At 41.6% G+C, this 16,645-nt stretch carries 16 protein-coding genes; 6 read left to right on the top strand and 10 right to left on the bottom strand.

The features are described from left to right. Positions 1-28: 28 nt before the first annotated feature. Together ispE and GR929_RS18240 are read left to right on the top strand one after the other, a co-directional pair. Positions 29-841: a 4-(cytidine 5'-diphospho)-2-C-methyl-D-erythritol kinase gene (ispE, locus tag GR929_RS18235; RefSeq protein WP_159522531.1), complete on the top strand. Its 813-nt coding sequence runs from the start codon at positions 29-31 to the stop codon at positions 839-841. A gap of 128 nt (positions 842-969) precedes the next feature. Then, entirely contained in the window at positions 970-1,215 is a 246-nt protein-coding gene (locus GR929_RS18240; RefSeq protein WP_159522533.1) for a hypothetical protein, read from the top strand. Between the two features lie 63 nt (positions 1,216-1,278). On the opposite strand, the gene GR929_RS18245 is transcribed toward GR929_RS18240, so the two are convergent. The 4 genes from GR929_RS18245 to tgt all read right to left on the bottom strand — a co-directional run bounded on the left by GR929_RS18245 (position 1,279) and on the right by tgt (position 5,618). Further along, on the bottom strand, positions 1,279-1,614 hold the full coding sequence (locus tag GR929_RS18245) for a biotin/lipoyl-containing protein (RefSeq protein ID WP_159522535.1): 336 nt from the start codon (positions 1,612-1,614) through the stop codon (positions 1,279-1,281). A 16-nt stretch (positions 1,615-1,630) separates the two neighbouring features. Beyond that, positions 1,631-3,175 carry an acyl-CoA carboxylase subunit beta gene (locus tag GR929_RS18250; protein WP_159522537.1) on the bottom strand — a complete coding sequence of 515 codons (1,545 nt, stop codon included), beginning with the start codon at positions 3,173-3,175 and terminating at the stop codon, positions 1,631-1,633. Between the two features lie 199 nt (positions 3,176-3,374). Next, positions 3,375-4,463, bottom strand: a complete 1,089-nt coding sequence (locus GR929_RS18255) for an LptF/LptG family permease (RefSeq protein ID WP_159522539.1) — start codon at positions 4,461-4,463, stop codon at positions 3,375-3,377. Between the two features lie 24 nt (positions 4,464-4,487). Next, the gene (gene tgt / locus GR929_RS18260) at positions 4,488-5,618 is read right to left on the bottom strand and encodes a tRNA guanosine(34) transglycosylase Tgt (RefSeq protein WP_159522541.1); all 1,131 of its coding nucleotides are present in this window, start codon (positions 5,616-5,618) and stop codon (positions 4,488-4,490) included. Between the two features lie 140 nt (positions 5,619-5,758). On the opposite strand from tgt, the gene GR929_RS18265 reads away from it, so the two are divergent. From GR929_RS18265 to rpmH, 4 genes are all read left to right on the top strand, one after another. After that, complete coding sequence (locus GR929_RS18265; protein WP_159522543.1) at positions 5,759-6,895, top strand: glycosyltransferase; 1,137 nt, start codon at positions 5,759-5,761, stop codon at positions 6,893-6,895. Continuing rightward, positions 6,886-7,497, top strand: coding sequence for an RNA polymerase sigma factor (locus GR929_RS18270; protein ID WP_159522545.1), 612 nt, complete (start codon positions 6,886-6,888; stop codon positions 7,495-7,497). The genes GR929_RS18265 and GR929_RS18270 overlap by 10 nt, the downstream gene beginning before the upstream one ends. A 35-nt stretch (positions 7,498-7,532) precedes the next feature. Then, on the top strand, positions 7,533-8,156 hold the full coding sequence (rsmG, locus tag GR929_RS18275) for a 16S rRNA (guanine(527)-N(7))-methyltransferase RsmG (protein WP_159522547.1): 624 nt from the start codon (positions 7,533-7,535) through the stop codon (positions 8,154-8,156). A 284-nt stretch (positions 8,157-8,440) separates the two neighbouring features. Further along, the gene (rpmH, locus tag GR929_RS18280; RefSeq protein ID WP_159522549.1) at positions 8,441-8,599 is read left to right on the top strand and encodes a 50S ribosomal protein L34; all 159 of its coding nucleotides are present in this window, start codon (positions 8,441-8,443) and stop codon (positions 8,597-8,599) included. A gap of 147 nt (positions 8,600-8,746) precedes the next feature. Here rpmH and trxA read toward each other — a convergent pair whose 3' ends face one another. From trxA to GR929_RS18310, 6 genes are all read right to left on the bottom strand, one after another. Then, entirely contained in the window at positions 8,747-9,064 is a 318-nt protein-coding gene (gene trxA / locus GR929_RS18285; protein ID WP_159522551.1) for a thioredoxin, read from the bottom strand. Positions 9,065-9,110: 46 nt separating this feature from the next. Continuing rightward, positions 9,111-12,752, bottom strand: a complete 3,642-nt coding sequence (gene dnaE, locus GR929_RS18290; protein ID WP_159522553.1) for a DNA polymerase III subunit alpha — start codon at positions 12,750-12,752, stop codon at positions 9,111-9,113. Between the two features lie 238 nt (positions 12,753-12,990). Continuing rightward, a complete protein-coding gene (locus GR929_RS18295; protein WP_159522555.1) occupies positions 12,991-13,458 on the bottom strand; it encodes a regulatory protein RecX in 468 nt (155 codons plus the stop codon). Between the two features lie 38 nt (positions 13,459-13,496). Next, the gene (locus tag GR929_RS18300; RefSeq protein WP_159522557.1) at positions 13,497-15,053 is read right to left on the bottom strand and encodes an ATP-binding cassette domain-containing protein; all 1,557 of its coding nucleotides are present in this window, start codon (positions 15,051-15,053) and stop codon (positions 13,497-13,499) included. Positions 15,054-15,438: 385 nt separating this feature from the next. Next, positions 15,439-15,669 carry a putative signal transducing protein gene (locus tag GR929_RS18305; RefSeq protein ID WP_159522559.1) on the bottom strand — a complete coding sequence of 77 codons (231 nt, stop codon included), beginning with the start codon at positions 15,667-15,669 and terminating at the stop codon, positions 15,439-15,441. A 173-nt stretch (positions 15,670-15,842) separates the two neighbouring features. Beyond that, positions 15,843-16,538, bottom strand: a complete 696-nt coding sequence (locus GR929_RS18310) for an energy transducer TonB (protein ID WP_159522561.1) — start codon at positions 16,536-16,538, stop codon at positions 15,843-15,845. Between the last annotated feature and the right edge of the window lie 107 nt (positions 16,539-16,645).

The raw sequence follows: 16,645 nt of genomic DNA on the forward strand, positions 1-16,645 counted from the left end.
ATCTTTACAGCAGCCATTTTTTTATGCCATGATTGTTTATCCCATTGCAAAAATAAATTTAGGCTTGCTGATCACCGAAAAGCGGGCCGACGGGTTTCATAACCTTGAAACCATTTTTTATCCGGTTCCTGTTCAGGATGCCTTGGAGGTTGTGCATGCGAATGAGTTTCAAATAACCATTACCGGTATTGATTTGCAGGAAGACCCGACATCAAACCTGGTAGTAAAAGCTTATCGGTTACTAAAGGATGATTTTGACTTACCGCCGGTTCGTATTCATTTACACAAAAATATTCCGGTTGGAGCAGGACTTGGCGGCGGATCGGCTGATGTGTCGTACATGTTGAAATTGTTAAATGACTTATTTCAGCTAAAACTTGACCAACAGAAACTAATGGACTATGCGTTGAAATTAGGCAGCGATTGTCCGTTTTTTATTCAACCAAAGCCTGCTTTTGCAAGAGGTAGGGGAGAAAGACTGGAGGAGATTCCACTTGATCTGTCCGGCTATTATTTGGTGCTTGTAAAGCCTCCGGTTCATGTTTCCACTGCCGAGGCATATCAGCATGTTCGTCCTGCTCACAGTCGGATATCGCTAAAGGCATTATCGAAGTTTCCGGTGCGCCGATGGCGGGGCAATATAACCAACCAGTTTGAGAAACATGTGTTTGAGAAACACCTCGAGATTGGAGAAGTTAAACAGAAGTTATATGACATGGGTGCCGTTTTTTCGTTAATGTCGGGCAGTGGTTCTGCTGTATATGGTTTATTTCGTACCGAAAAAAAATCTATTCAATCTTATTTTCCGGAGAACTATCGTTTTTTCTTCCAAAAGCTTTAGTTTGCGTTTAAGATTTCATTAAGAAATTCTTTACAAGCTTTAACATTTTCCGCTTTAACCTTTGTGCTGTTTGTTGGTCTATCTAATTAGAAAACATTTAGAAACACAAACAAGTAAGTTTTAAGGTTATGAAAACAAAGTTTGGGAAATTAGCTTTAGTAATTGCAGTAATCGTCTTAACCGGAGTTCAGGCAAAATCATCAGGTTTATTAAGTAATGTTGAAGTTGAACCAGAACTGCAAATTGAAAGTTGGATGGTAGATGCAGCATTTTGGAATGATGAGTTAATTGATTTAACTCCAGCTACTGAAAAGAGTTTATCTATTGAAAAATGGATGTACGATGATGCTTATTGGAAGTATTATTCTAGGTAACTTTCCATTACTGGCAAGCAAACAGTAAATAAAAAAAGAAGGGGTTTTAACCCCTTCTTTTTTTTATAATCGTTTGATTTCTAGCATTAAATGTTTTTTCGGTATTTTTTGTCCCGGTTTAACATGTATCTTTACAATTTTGCCATCAAAAGGCATTTGTACATTGTTGTGCATTTTCATTGCTTCCAAAATCAAAAGGCTGTCGCCTTCTTTTAATTTCTCACCGGGTTTTACGTGAACATCAATAATTGATCCCGGCATGAAAGAAAAAATATGATTTTCATTTGGGTATTCCCAAACTGGACGATTGATGTACTTTTGCGTATATTCTGTCTTGTAGACGGCGCTGTGTACAATTATCGTATCGTATTGCTTTTCTTCAACTTTTTTCTCAGCCATACTATTAAAATTTCGATTAAAACGGAGGAATTCCGTGCTTCTTGTTTGGTCCCATTACCGATTTGTTTGCAGAAACCTGTAAGGCATGTAAAAGCATTTTGCGTGTATCTTCAGGCTCAATAACTTCGTCAATGTATCCCTTGCCAGCAGCGACATATGGGTTGGCAAATTTTTCTTTGTATTCATCAATTTTAATCTGGCGCATAGCATCCGGATCTTCTGCTTCAGCAATTTCTTTGCGGAATACAATGTTTGCAGCACCCTCAGGTCCCATAACAGCAATCTCGGCAGTAGGCCATGCGAAAACAAAGTCGGCACGCAAGTGGCGTGAGTTCATCGCAATGTAACCACCTCCGTAGGCTTTTCTAATAATAACTGTAATTCGAGGAACGGTAGCTTCACTATATGCATATAGAATTTTTGCACCGTGACGAATAACTCCAGCATGCTCCTGGTCAACTCCCGGCAAGTAGCCCGGTAAATCTTCAAGAGTGATAATTGGAATATTGAATGCGTTACAGTAGCGAATAAAACGAGCAGCTTTATCAGAACTGTCACAATCCAAAACACCTGCTAGCACTTTAGGTTGGTTGGCAACAAATCCGACAGTTTCTCCATTTAATCGTCCAAACCCGATCACAATATTTGGCGCAAACAATTCCATGATTTCGAAGAACTCGGATTTGTCGGTGATAGCCTCAATAATATCCCGAATGTCATAAGGCATTTTAGGATCACTGGGAACGATATTCTCGACTTTTTTTCTTCTCTTTGGATTGGCAGGCTCAACTCTGGTAGCCTTTTGTTTATTGTTCCATGGAAGAAATTCCATGAGCTTTTTGATTTGATCAAAACATTCCAATTCACTTTCGGCGTAGAAATGAGCATTTCCGGTAATCTCGGCATGTACTTTTGCTCCACCCAAAGCTTCCATTGAAATTTCTTCACCCAAAACAGTTTTAATAACACTTGGGCCTGTGATAAACATTTTTGAAATGTTATTTACCACAAAAACAAAGTCGGTTAATGCAGGAGAATAAACTGCTCCACCGGCGCACGGGCCAAGAATAACCGAAATTTGAGGAATAACACCGGAGGCCAGTGTGTTTCTGAAGAAAATTTCGCCATACCCAGCCAGTGAGTTCACACCTTCCTGGATTCTGGCACCACCCGAATCATTGATTCCAATTAATGGTACTCGCATTTTCAAGGAGTGGTCCATAATTTTGGTGATCTTACGTGCATGCATCAATCCCAGCGATCCACCGGCAACGGTAAAGTCTTGAGCAAAGATGCAGATGGGAGCACCATGAATGGTTCCTGTTCCGATGATAACACCATCGCCATGCAATTTTTTATTTTCCATATCAAAATCGCGTGCAACATGTTCAACGAACAGATCATACTCATGAAATGAACCCTCATCAAGGATGTATAAAATACGTTCGCGGGCAGTGAGTTTCCCCATTGCAACTTGTTTCTCAATGGCTTTTTCTCCGCCACCTTTGAGAACTTCACTTTTCCTTTTTCTAAGGTCCAGGATATTCCGTTTCAACGACATATCATTTAGTTTTAATTAAAAAAAATGCTCCGGTAAAATCCGGAGTTTGAAAAATAGTTGACTTTTTTCTTTTTAAGAAGTGTCAAAATTATAACTTTTTCACACATCAAGGAATTATTTCACAACATTATACCCTCTGGGCTTACGTGTGGCTTGTAATTTGGTTTTGAACAATTAATTGAATGGTTTGAAGTTTCATTTATCGGCTTCCCATTTTGTATAAATAAGCGGCTAGCGCACCAAAAATCATGTTCGGAATCCAAGCTGCTAAAAGAGGGGAGACGGCCCCCGAAAGAGCAAAAACGGTCGATATCTGCATAAACATGATGTACGTGAATACGAGTAAAATTCCCAATCCTAAATGAAATCCAATACCTCCTTTTACTTTTCTGGATGCCAGCGATGCTCCGATTAGTGTAAGTATAAAAGCAGAGAATGGCCCGGAAAGTCGCTTGTGTTTTTCAATCTCAAATTCAAGGGTATTTACTCCCCGTAGCTTCATGTCTTTTATTTCTTCATTCAGCTTGGGGAGTGTCATCGTTTCAACAATGTTTTTCACAACCCGGTAATCTTCCGGCGACATATTAAGGGTTGAGTCCATTTTAGTGCCCGTTGTTAAGGTTTCTTCGTATCCATCAAAATCGCGGATGACGTAATTGTGTATCACCCATTTTTTTTCTTCCCGATCCCATTTGACATAGTCGGCCTGTAGCTTTGATTTTAGTTTTCCTTCTGCAAATTCCTCAATTGTGAACCGATGGCCGACATCACTCGAGGTATTGTAACTGCTGATGTAGATATAAACTCCGGGTGATATTTGGCGGTGAATATTTCGTTCGTTATAGCTGCGGTTCGAATCGATGTACGTATTCCGAAAATCAATTCGCTTTTTGTTTGAAGGAGGAATAATATAGTTGCCAAGTGTATACGAAAACAGAGCGATAATAAACGCCCCAACCATGTATGGAAGCATTAGCCGCCGATAGGAAACCCCACTACTCAGGATGGCAATAATCTCTGAATTGTATGCCATTTTGGAGGTGAAATAAATAACTGCAATAAAGGTAAAAAGTGAACTAAACAGGTTGGCAAAAAATGGGATAAAGTTCATGTAATAATCAAAGACGATCGCGTTTAAAGGCGCATCTTTCGAGATAAATTCATCCAGGTTTTCAGAAATGTCAAACACCATTGCAATACTAATGATGAGTGCAATAGCGTAAAAGAACGTTCCCAGAAATTTCTTAATAATATAGAAGTCAATTGTCTTTAGTCCTGATATTTTCATATCCACCACTAATTTTCTGAGAATTTATAATCGGTTTCCTAGTTTTTGTACCATTTCTTCTTTCCAATCTTTAAACGTATTCGCCAATATTTGCTTTCGGGCTTCTTTTACCAACCATAAATAAAATGCCAAATTATGTTGGCTGGCTATTTGAGATCCCAGCATTTCGTTGGAAACAATTAGATGACGTAAAAAAGCCTTCGAATATTGCGTGTCTACAAAAGAAGTTCCATCTGCGTCAATCGGAGAGAAATCATCGGCCCATTTTCTGTTTTTTATATTGATCAGTCCGTTCTTTGTGAAAAGCATTCCGTTACGACCGTTTCTGGTTGGCATTACGCAGTCAAACATATCAATACCGCGGTCAATGGCTTGTAAAATATTGATCGGGGTTCCCACTCCCATCAGGTAACGAGGTTTTTCCTTTGGCAGAATTGGCGTAACCACTTCAATCATGGCGTACATATCTTTTTCAGTTTCACCTACCGAAAGGCCGCCAATAGCGTATCCATCACTTGGGATATTCGTCACAAATTTAGCCGCTGCTTCTCGCAAATCCGGATAAACAGCTCCTTGCACAATTGGAAACAGCGACTGGCCGTGTCCATACAACGGGTTTGTTTTTTCCATTTGGTTTACACAACGGTCAAGCCAGCGTTGGGTGAGCTCCAACGATTTTTTAGCGTAATCATATTCTGCATCGCCGGGTGTGCATTCGTCAAAAGCCATAATGATGTCGGCTCCAATCTTTCGCTGAATGTCAATGACACTTTCCGGTGTAAATAAATGACGCGAGCCATCAATGTGGGACTGGAATTTTGCTCCTTCTTCCGTCAATTTTCGAATATCGCCTAATGAAAAAACCTGGTAGCCACCGCTGTCGGTTAAAATTGGGCCATTCCATCCGTTAAATTTGTGCAGGCCGCCCGCTTCTTCAATAATTGCAGTTCCGGGGCGCAAATACAAATGATAAGTATTTCCAAGGATGATCTGGGCTTGAATATCTTCATGTAAATCCTTTACATGAATGCCTTTTACAGACCCAGCCGTTCCGACCGGCATAAAAATCGGAGTTTCAATTTTCCCATGTCCGGTTTCCAGTGTTCCTGCCCGGGCGCTGCTGTTAACTGCTTGATGATGAAGCGTAAAATCCATGCACTAATTTTTGAGTGCTCAAAGATAGGCATAAAAGTTAAACGGCCAGAGAATACCTGTTTTCTGTACGAGTTAAAATAGTTTAAAAATGATGTTTATATAGTCTGTGTGATTGTTATTTTTGCTGTCAAACTCAAAATATGATTCTTGATTTCTTTGACCGAACGGGCGCGGAATGGATTGCTCCGGCTATTTTCTTTTTTTCTGTTCTGACTGAGCTCTTTTTTCTGTTGTTTTTCTATTTGAGGCTACTGTTTCAGAAAAGAACTACGGATACGCTGCTTGAGAAGCCGATGAGCATTTGTATGTGTGTGCGTAACGAAGAGGAGCAAATTGAAGCGGTGTTAACCCGGCTTCTGAAGCAAAACTATTCTAATTTCGAAATTATTTTGGTTGATGATTTCTCAGAAGACAATACCATTCAAAAAGTAGCTCAGTTGGCCAGGAAGTATCCTAAACTGAAATTTACCTCGATCAATCAGGAAACAAATTTTTCTGAAAAACTGGCCATTAACCTGGCCATGAAGGCAGCAAGTTCGGAGCAGGTGATTATGTTGCGTCCGGAGCTTGGAGAGATTGACCCCAACTTTCTTAAGAAGATGAACGATCTTTCAGACGAATCAGAATTTTTGATCAACTATTCAAACATCATTCCTCAGAAGAAATTTATCAATAAACTGATTCGGATAGAACGCTTCTTGTCGTTTTTAAATTCAGCAGCTTATTCTTTGGCAGGCATCCCCGTCTTTTTTAATGATACAAACGTTCTTTTTAAAAAGACAGTCTATTTTCAGCGGTCGGGTTTTCGCGGAAAAATGAACTGTCATTTTGGGAATCTGGAGCTCATTTTTAACGACCGGTTTAAGAAGAAAGTACTTGTTTCGATTGAACCAGAAACTTTTATCAGGGAAAATGCGACTCTTCAAAAGGGGGATTTTTCTGGATTGTTGAAAAAGAAAATTCGTTTGAATCAGCAAGTTGGATTTGGAAAGCGCCTTATTCAATGGGTTGAGGAGTTTGGTAAGCTAACCCTAATCATATCGTTGACTTGGATGTTGGTTACTGAACCTGCAAATTGGTTATTTGTGTCAACTCCCATGGCAGTTCTAATCGGTCTTCAGATTTTTATCATTAAAAGAATGACTACCCGTTTGCGGGAAAGGAAAATCTTTTTATCTTCGTTAGCATACGTTTATGTTCGGCCGGTTCTGTATTTTGTCAGGGCTTTCGAAATTTATTTATACGATAAAAGGATTAAAAGTAATAAATGGAATTGAACCCCAATTTATCAGATAAGGCTCAACAAGATTTTGCCTTGGTTGAATCCGCACTAAAAGGGGATGAAAAAGCATTTGCAAAGCTTCTGAGTAAATACAAAGATGCCATTTATTTCATGTTGCTGAAAATGGTTAATAATAAGAGTGATGCAGAAGATTTAACCATTGAAGCGTTTGGAAAAGCTTTTAAAAACCTTCATCAATATTCGCCGAGTTACGCATTTAGCACGTGGCTTTTTAAAATTGCCTCAAACAATTGCATCGATTTTTTGCGTAAAAAGAAAGGAGTTCACGTCTCGATCGAGAATAGCCAGGACGGTAATGATAATGAGCAATCGGTGAGGTTGAAATCGAAAGATCCCGATCCGGAAGAAAAATTGATCCGCATTCAAAAAGCCATTTTGCTGCGTCGCATCGTTCATAAGTTAAAGCCTCGTTACCGAACCTTGGTGGAGCTCAGGTACTTCCGGGAGTTTTCTTACGAAGAGATCGCCAAGGAACTTGATCTGCCGCTTGGTACGGTAAAAGCACAATTGTTTCGTGCCCGGGAAATGCTTTTTAGAATGATTGAATCTACCGAAATGGACGATCACGAGTCCTGATCGTATTTCATTTCTTGCCCAAACCGTGAAGTTTTATGGAAATCATCAAAAAATATTTTCCTGATTTAACAGCTCATCAAATTGAACAATTTAGCCGGCTGGAGCCACTTTATCAGGAGTGGAATGAAAAAATTAATGTGATATCGCGTAAAGATATTGATCAATTATACGAGCGTCATGTGTTGCATTCGCTGGGAATAGCACGATACATTCAGTTTGCTCCGGGAACATCGGTTATGGATGTAGGATGTGGTGGTGGATTTCCCGGGATTCCGTTGGCCATATTATTCCCCAGAACGAATTTCTTTTTGGTCGATTCGATTGCCAAAAAAATAAAAGTAGTGGAAGAAGTTAGTTCAGCCTTGGGACTAGAAAATTTGAAGGCTCAACAAAACAGGGCTGAGAAAGTGAGCGGACAATTTGATTTTGTGGTGAGCCGTGCTGTTACCGCCTTTCCGAAATTTGTATCGCTGGTTCGAAAGAAGATTGCGGTGAATCAAAAAAACACGTTGGCAAATGGCATTCTATATCTCAAGGGAGGCGATTTTGACGAAGAGCTAAAATCGTTTAAGTCAACAGTGCAGATTTATAATCTGAGTGATCAATTTGACGAAGAGTTTTTTGAAACTAAAAAGGTGATTCATTTGCCTTTGCGCTAGCGGTTCATTTCTTTCGTTGGCTTTTGAGCCCAGTCTAGATCTCCAAAGAGGGGTCGCCCGGATATTCTGCCGAGCAGTTTCCCGCTTGGCGTAAATCCAGCTCTATTGAGTAAGAAAAACAGATAGCTTGTGAGCCTTTCTAACTTTACAGCGCTATGTGTGGAATTGATTGTGGAACAAATAGAAGAAAATAGTTATCAACTATTTTGGATGGAATAAAAAAAGGATTATTTTTGCAGTCCGAAATAAAACAAGAGTAGAATTACACATAAAAATATTGACAAATGAAAAGGACATTTCAACCATCAAACAGAAAGCGCAAAAATAAACATGGTTTTCGCGAAAGAATGTCTTCTGTCAGCGGTCGTAAAGTATTAAAATTACGTCGTGCAAAAGGAAGAAAGAAATTGACTGTTTCTGACGAGCCTCGTCACAAGCGTTAAGCTGTAGGCAACAGTAAAATTTAAGATACATACAAAAACCGTCTCAAATCTGATTTGAGACGGTTTTTGTTTTGCCTTTTTTCTGGCTCCACACAAAAAAATGGGCACTCAACGAGCGCCCATAATTCTTTTCTCAATCTATATTCCTTACAGTAGTGCGTCTACTTTGGTTGCTAAAGCCGATTTTGGTGCTGCTCCAACGTGTTTGTCAACTATTTCGCCATCTTTAAAAAACAAGATGGTTGGAATATTGCGGATGCCAAACTTGGTTGCGGTTTCAGGGTTGCTGTCTACGTCTACTTTGGTAACCAGTAGTTTTCCCTCATAATCTTGCGACAATTCTTCAACAACAGGAGCTACCATGCGACAAGGTCCGCACCATTCAGCCCAAAAATCAACTAAAACCGGTTTGTCTGATTTAAGTACAACTTCTTCAAAGTTTGCATCATTTACTTCTTGTGCCATAATTCAAATATTTTTATGAGTAATTATTCTATTTTAAGCCGTAAAGCTAATTAATTTTAAAATTCAGATTTTTATGATCGCGGAAAAACTTTTCCAATTCGCGAGTCATTTCAACCCTTGTGTTTCTTGAAAACAGGTTAACCATACTTTTTGTTTCTGAATCCCAGATATTAAATCGCAAAAGAGCTTTTCCCTTATTTTTAATACTGATGCTTTCAATTTCCTGGATTAATTTGGGTGTAACCACTTGAAGAGGAACTTGTAGAGTAACCGTCTTGATGTTATTCTTTCTTATTTCAGAAAGAAGCTCAATACTTCGGATTTTAAATTCCAGCTGGTCGGAGTTAAAGCGAGGTTGAACCTGTCCTTTTATCATTAGAAAGAGACCGGTTTTGCTGTATTTTGAAAACTCGACATAGTTTCTCCCAAAAAAGAAGAAGGTATAGGAGTCGGTATAGTCCGACAGGGTTAGTGTGCTGTATGGCTTTCCCGTTTTTCCAACTGCTTCCCGGCTTTCAGTAACCATGCCGGCAAATGTAATATCTCTTCCCTGAAGGGTTTCAATGTTGTTGTTGAGGTCTTTCAGTGCAAATTCCTTGCTGGTGAAATTATCAATCTCCAATTTGTAATCGTCCAGCGGGTGTGCCGAAAGATAAATACCGATCAAGGCTTTTTCTTTTTCCAGAAGCACAATTTTTGGCCACTCCTGTACATTGGGTATGTCAGGTGTTTTAACCGCCTGCGCCGACATTGCCTCGCCAAATAACGATTGTTGCGCATTGTTGCTTTCCAGTTGCATCTGTTGCCCGTATTTCACTATTCGTTCAATAAAAGAGGGTTCGTTTTCCTCGTTGCTTGCGAAAAGCTGGCTGCGCTTCAGCCCAAAGCTATCAAAGGCTCCGGCCATGGCAAGTCCTTCCAGGTTTTTTTTATTGACGGTATGCAGATTAACCCGTTCAACAAAATCGAAAATGGAAGTAAATAAACCGTCTTTGCGGGCTTTCACGATATCGGACACGGCGCCAGCACCAACACCTTTGATGGCTGCCATTCCAAAGCGAACGTGACCTTCCTTATTTACCATGAACTTGTTGAAACTTTCGTTTACATCCGGTCCAAGTACGTTGATTCCCATTCGTTGCGATTCTCCCATCAGTTTCGTGATGTCGATCATGTTACTCAGGTTTCGGCTCATATTGGCTGCCATAAACTCTGATGGGAAGTGTGCTTTCAGGTAACCTGTTTGATAGGCAATGTGTGCATAGCAAACCGAGTGCGATTTGTTGAATGCATAGGAAGCGAAGGCCTCCCAGTCTTTCCATATTTTCTCGATAATTACCTCGGGGTCCTTGCCCTTTTCTTCGCAGCCTTCAACAAACTTAGGGTTAGCCTTGCATCCCTCGATAAACTTAACTTTCAGTTTGTCCATCATGGCAATAATCTTTTTACCCATTGCCTTACGCAGCGAGTCGGAATCACCACGTGTAAAGTTGGCCAGGTGTCTCGAGAGTAACATCACCTGTTCCTGGAAAACTGTAATTCCGTATGTGTCTTTCAGGTATTTTTCCATCATTGGGTGGTCATACTCTACCTTTTTGCGGCCATGTTTCCGGTCAATAAAATCGGGAATGTATTCCATTGGTCCCGGGCGGTATAGGGCGTTCATGGCTACCAGATCCTCAAACCGGTTGGGTTTCAGGTTGCGCAAGTGTTTTTTCATTCCGGGCGATTCAAACTGGAAGATGGCAGTCGTGTCTCCATGACTAAACAGCTGGAATGTTTTTTCATCATCGTCGGGAATTGCATCAATGTCTACTTCTAATCCCTTGGAAAGACGAATGTTTTCGAGTGTCTCCTTGATAATCGAGAGTGTTTTCAAGCCCAGAAAGTCCATTTTCAGAAGTCCGATATCTTCAACATAACGACCATCGTATTGGGTTGTGTACAAGTCCTCTTCTTTGGTGGGCATCAGAGGAATATGCTCGTTCAATGGGTCGCGACCAATCAGAATTCCGCAGGCATGAACGCCGGTTTGGCGAACAGAGCCTTCCAGCGTTTCGGCAAATTTTAAGGTGGCAGCCACCAGTGGAATATCCGATTTCCGTTCTTTCTTCAATTCCGGACTTTCCTTATAAGCTTTTACAAAACTCATTTTTGGAGCTTCGGGAACCAGCTTGGCCAAACGGTCGGCCTCGGGAAGTGGCAGCTTTAGCACGCGGGCAACATCGCGAATGGCTAACTTTGTGGCCATTGTTCCGAAGGTACAAATGTGTGCCACACGATCGCGACCATATTTTTCCGTTACCCAGTCTAATACGAGTTGTCGGCCATCATCATCAAAGTCAATATCGACATCGGGCATGGAAATCCGGTCGGGGTTTAGGAAACGCTCAAACAGCAAATCGTGCTTGATTGGGTCGATATTGGTAATTCCAACGCAGTACGAAACTGCAGCTCCCGCGGCGGAACCACGCCCGGGACCAACTAAAACTCCCATTTCGCGTGCTGCGTTAATAAAATCCTGCGTGATCAAGAAGTAACCGGGAAATCCCATTGTTTTAATGGTGGCTAATTCGAAGTCGAGCCGTTCTTTAACATCGTCAGGGATTGGATTTCCATAGCGATAATCTTCCTGGGCTCCTTGGTAAGCCAGATGCTTTAAATAGTCAGCTTCCAGTTTAATACGGAGTACGCTTTTGAAACCACCCAGCCGTTCAAAAGCTCCGTCTTTAAATTCTTCTTTTAATGCTTCCTCGGTATATTTTTTTGCATAATCTTCCTCCGTTCCAAACTCTTCAGGAATGGGGAACTCCGGCATAATGGGCGAGGAGTTGAGTTCGTATTCTTCAACCTTATCGGCAATTTCCTGCGTATTGGTGAGCGACTCTGGTACATCGCCAAAGAGCTGGTTCATTTCGGCCGATGTTTTAAACCACTCCTGCTTGGTGTATCGCATCCGGTTGGGGTCGTCAACATCTTTCCCGGTATTCAGGCAAATGAGCAAGTCGTGTGCATCGGCATCTTCAGCATTAATAAAATGGACATCGTTGGTGGCAATCAGTTTGACATCGTGCTTTTTTGCCAACTCAATAATTTCCTTGTTGACAATCACCTGGTTTTTGTATACATCTTCGTTACGTGCGGGGTCATCTGACTGGTGTCGTTGCAATTCCAGATAATAATCTTCACCAAAAACTGATTTAAACCATTTGATTGTTTCTTCGGCAGCTTCAAGATCATTTTTCATGATATGCTGAGCAACCTCGCCACCAAGGCAGGCTGAAGAGACGATGATTCCTTCGCTGTGTTTTTCGAGTATCTTTTTATCGATACGGGGTTTGTAGTAGAATCCTTCGTTGCTGGCTATGGAAATAAGTTTCACCAGGTTGCGGTAGCCTTTCATGTTTTTGGCTAGCAAAATCAGGTGATTACCCGAGCGGTCGACTTTGTCTGATTTCGACTCTATTGCTCTGTTGGCCACATAGGTTTCGCATCCCAAAATTGGTTTGATTCCTTCGCGTTTGCAAGCGTCGTAAAACTCTTTTATTCCGAACATCATTCCATGGTCGGTTAAGGCCAGGGCTTTCATGCCGTCGCCCTTTGCTTTTGCAACAAGCCCTTTAACGCTGGCGGCTCCGTCTAAAATTGAATATTGCGAGTGTACGTGTAAGTGAGTAAAAGGAATCATTTTCAATCTGTTTTGTCGTTCTCCAACTATCTTTTCCACTGAATAAATCAGCCCCCTAAAATTAAGTTTTTCATTGTGCTTATGAAACCGATTGTTAATAAAACGTGATAAAACCGGAATTGGTTTTCAGGTAGTAAGTTGAGGCTTTTTTAGTTGGGCTTTTTCTGATTTTCCGGTTCGCCCAAGTCCTAATGGGAGCCGGACAATTTCCATATATTCGAATTGCTTCAGTGGGATGTTATTTCAAAATTTCGTCCAATGCCATATAAATCAAATCCATTTCAAATCCACGGCTTTGGGCAAAACGAACCAACTTGCCTTTTCGATCGTATTGGTTCGCGGCTTTTATGTTTTTGTTCTTTTCTTTAACAAGGTCAATCAAAGCCTCCCAGTAATCATCGCCGTCAATTTCTTCCATGGCTGCACTAACGGTTGTTGAATTGATCCGGTTAGCTCGAAGTTGATAAGCGATTTTCGTTTTTCCCCATTTGTTGAACCGAAATTTGTCGCGCACGAAGCTACGGGCAAAACGTTCATCATCGATGTACTTTTCTTCGATTAACCGATCGAGGATTAACTCGGCATCATCTTCATTTACGCCCCACTGGCTGAGTTTTACCAATATGTCGTTGGAACATTTTTCGGCCCGGCTGCAAAGAGCTGCTGCGCGATGGAAAGCTTGTGTTTGTTCTCGGTTCAATTCCATATTTTAAATTCAAATTGAAAGCAGTTGTGGACTCAAATTTAAGCATTCCATTGAAAACTGTCTTGATTAAACGGGCCTTGATTTTTGACTTTCCCTTTTTCAAGCTCCAGGAGGTGGGTAACCGTAGAAGGGATTTCATTTATTCGGTGGGAGACATAAATTAAAGTTGGTTGAAACTGTTGACTGATGATCGTTAGCAGGTGGTTGAAACGGGCGGTTTGCTGCTGATCCAGACCTTGGCACGGTTCGTCCAGAATAAGCAGTTGCGGCAATTTTACCAATGCTCTGGCTAGTAGCAAAACACGCTGTTCGCCGAGCGAAGTGTGGGTAAACGCACGGTTGTGTAATTTTTCCAGCCCTAGTATTTTGAGCCAGGTTTGTCCCATTTTTAGCTGATGACTGGTTGGGGAAGAAGTAAATCCAACTTCGTCATTTATGCCCGAAAGAATGACCTCTAAACACGATAGAGAGCTGTGGATGGTGGTGTTCGGGTTTGAAAGTCCCGGGATGGTGTTGTAGATGCCCGCGCCTCGCAGAAAGTAAAGATGCAGCTCGGGAGAAACAAAGCCAATTCGTTTTTTGATGTCCCAAATGCTTTCACCACTTCCCCGCTGGCGGTCGAATAAAATGAGATGATTGTTGTAGCCTTGTGGATTGTCGGCTGTTATCAAGCTTAGTAAAGTACTTTTGCCGGCTCCATTGGGCCCCAGTAATGCCCATTGTTCTCCGTTCTTAACTTGCCAGTTGATGTTTTTGAGAATCGATTTTCCATTGAGTTCGACCTGGAGGTTTTTCATGGAAATAACATCGTTCGAAACTTCGTTCTTAGTCGGAAGCAATGAAAGGAGCCCTAGGTCAATTTCATGCCGGAGTTGAGGTGAATGATCGATTTTGGGAATGTACTTATTGCGTTGCGTAAGTTGTGTGATTCTCCCTTGATCCAATTCTAACACATAGCTTGAATTTTCGGGAATCGTTTGGGGATCGGTGATAATAATCAGGCACGTTTTGGCATCGATTTTTTCATCAAGTAGTATTGCTAATTTTTTGCGCGAGAGAAAATCCAAGCCCACAAAAGGTTGATCGAGTACCAGTAAATCCGGCTTTTTTAGAAGAGCCAAAGCCAGTTGGGTTCGTTTGCGTTCGCCATTACTCAGTTCAAGAATCTTGCTGTTTGCCAGATGTGAAATCTCCAATTCACTCAGCATACCTGTTAGTTCTTGCATGCTCGGTCGGTTGGGTTTTTGCGCCAGGCTGCGCTCCAGGAATTTTAAAAGAGTGGGAACGCTTTCCATCCCTGAGCTTTCGTAGCGCTGCCCGTGGTGCATACTTCGGCGACCCGAATAAGCAATGAAGTGGTCTTGCTGATCAACCATAAGACGGTTCTCAATTCCACCAAGAAAAAGTTCTCCGGAAGTCGGTTTTCGAATGCCGGCTAATATCCGACCCAGTGTGGTTTTTCCACTTCCGGAAGCCCCCGTGATTGTGAGTGATTCTCCGGGATTTAATCGGAAATTAACGTTTTCCAGAATGGCTTCACCGTCAATTTTCAGATTGATATTAGTTGCCTCCAGCTGGTATTTTGAAATTGGCATAAACATGAGTTTCAGGAGAAGCAAAGATACAAAACCGAGAGATAATTGACGCGGTACTTGCCACGCGTACCTTGGGGATAAGCTCTCGCCCCTTGGGGATGATCCTTTTCCCCTTGTGATTTGTCGCACGCCCCTTGGGGATAAGCTTGCGCCCCAAGGGAATTGCTCCAGTTACCTTGGGGATAAGCTTGCGCCCCAAGGGAATTGCTCCAGTTACCTCGGGGATAAGCTTGCGCCCCAAAGGGATTGCTCCAGTTACCTCGGGGATCATGTCGCGCCCCTTGGGGAAAACAAGAAGTACCTTGAGGATCGGGCCTTGCCCCTGGGGGATAAAGACAATTCCCAACTGCTGTAGAAAAGCAAAAAGTAGTATTTAAACTATCTTCTACGAGTTCTGTGTTAGGTCTTTAATGATTGAGCTTGCTTGTGCCAGATTTTCCTCCTGAATGTAAAGGTCGATTGCAGAGGGAATTCCTCCTGAAAAGCCCGCTATTGCACCAGAATTAAAATCATCTTGAATAACGGATGGTATTCCTTGTTTTTCGAGCTCTCCCTTAATATAGGATATGTCGACCTTGTTTCCCGTAAATATTCTTACTGTTTTAGCTTTTCGCATTGTTTAATTTTTTTATGGTGGTAATTGCAGACACTTATGGTTGTACAAGTTAATGAATCGTGTTAAACAACTGCAGTGATAAATAAATATGTTTTCCGCTTGGTATTTATTATCAACGAACAAAAGCCCCCAATTTGGAAGCCGCTGTTGGTTGGAGCAAACCACTTATTTTCCTATTGTAATACAAACGTTATGGGTACGCTAAATGCCACCCGGACAGGTTGCCCGCGTTGTTTGCCCGGGCTCCACTGAGGCAGGCTGTTTACAACACGCAATGCTTCCTTATCCAGCGATGGATCAACACTGCGGATTATTCTTGCATTGGTAACATAGCCATCTTTGCCTACAACAAACGAGACATACACTTTCCCTTCGACACCATTTTCCTGAGCAATAACCGGATACTTGATGGAATTGGCCAGAAACTTTCTCAGGGCAAGTTCGCCGCCCGGAAATTCCGGCATTTCCTCAACAATATAGAAGATCTGTTCTTCTTCCTCTTCCTCCTGTTCTTGTTCGTAGGCGGTAACGACCGGAGTAATGTCGATAGCTGTTTGATCATCGGCTTCCGTGTCTTCAATTTCCAGTTCCTCATCAATTTCAATATCGTCGGAAACAATGTTGAGAACTTCTACTACTCTTGGAGGCGGAGGAGGAGGTGGCGGTTTAACTTGTTCTTGTCTGGTAATTGGTATGATTTCGTTGTCGATATCCTGAGTAACAATTGAGCCGGTAATTTCACTTTTTTTGACCGTTGTTTTCGTCTCAAAAGCCAATAAGCAAATCCCAAGAGAGAGGATTAAACCAACCTCAATAAGTAGACCCCGATAACGATTCAAATCGCAATATGGATACTTCTTGACTTGCATGATTTTTAGTTTTAATTTATTTGGATGATAGGGGGCGGTGCAGGAACGATGGTGGCGATTAAATGTCCTTTTGGAAAAGGATATGAACACGGTTCATGAGCTGCTTT

The sequence above is a fragment of the Sunxiuqinia indica genome, assembly GCF_009847015.1.
Classification (GTDB): domain Bacteria; phylum Bacteroidota; class Bacteroidia; order Bacteroidales; family Prolixibacteraceae; genus Sunxiuqinia; species Sunxiuqinia indica.

What these genes read in the sequence shown, in the direction of transcription:
- GR929_RS18240 (WP_159522533.1), top strand. Translation starts at nt 970, where the DNA reads ATGAAAACAAAGTTTGGGAAATTAGCTTTAGTAATTGCAGTAATCGTC.
- trxA (WP_159522551.1), bottom strand. Translation starts at nt 9,064, where the DNA reads ATGGCACAAGAAGTAAATGATGCAAACTTTGAAGAAGTTGTACTTAAA.
- GR929_RS18255 (WP_159522539.1), bottom strand. Translation starts at nt 4,463, where the DNA reads ATGAAAATATCAGGACTAAAGACAATTGACTTCTATATTATTAAGAAA.
- GR929_RS18295 (WP_159522555.1), bottom strand. Translation starts at nt 13,458, where the DNA reads ATGGAATTGAACCGAGAACAAACACAAGCTTTCCATCGCGCAGCAGCT.
- rpmH (WP_159522549.1), top strand. Translation starts at nt 8,441, where the DNA reads ATGAAAAGGACATTTCAACCATCAAACAGAAAGCGCAAAAATAAACAT.
- GR929_RS18270 (WP_159522545.1), top strand. Translation starts at nt 6,886, where the DNA reads ATGGAATTGAACCCCAATTTATCAGATAAGGCTCAACAAGATTTTGCC.
- rsmG (WP_159522547.1), top strand. Translation starts at nt 7,533, where the DNA reads ATGGAAATCATCAAAAAATATTTTCCTGATTTAACAGCTCATCAAATT.
- GR929_RS18305 (WP_159522559.1), bottom strand. Translation starts at nt 15,669, where the DNA reads ATGCGAAAAGCTAAAACAGTAAGAATATTTACGGGAAACAAGGTCGAC.
- GR929_RS18265 (WP_159522543.1), top strand. Translation starts at nt 5,759, where the DNA reads ATGATTCTTGATTTCTTTGACCGAACGGGCGCGGAATGGATTGCTCCG.
- dnaE (WP_159522553.1), bottom strand. Translation starts at nt 12,752, where the DNA reads ATGATTCCTTTTACTCACTTACACGTACACTCGCAATATTCAATTTTA.
- GR929_RS18300 (WP_159522557.1), bottom strand. Translation starts at nt 15,053, where the DNA reads ATGCCAATTTCAAAATACCAGCTGGAGGCAACTAATATCAATCTGAAA.
- GR929_RS18245 (WP_159522535.1), bottom strand. Translation starts at nt 1,614, where the DNA reads ATGGCTGAGAAAAAAGTTGAAGAAAAGCAATACGATACGATAATTGTA.
- GR929_RS18250 (WP_159522537.1), bottom strand. Translation starts at nt 3,175, where the DNA reads ATGTCGTTGAAACGGAATATCCTGGACCTTAGAAAAAGGAAAAGTGAA.
- ispE (WP_159522531.1), top strand. Translation starts at nt 29, where the DNA reads ATGATTGTTTATCCCATTGCAAAAATAAATTTAGGCTTGCTGATCACC.
- tgt (WP_159522541.1), bottom strand. Translation starts at nt 5,618, where the DNA reads ATGGATTTTACGCTTCATCATCAAGCAGTTAACAGCAGCGCCCGGGCA.
- GR929_RS18310 (WP_159522561.1), bottom strand. Translation starts at nt 16,538, where the DNA reads ATGCAAGTCAAGAAGTATCCATATTGCGATTTGAATCGTTATCGGGGT.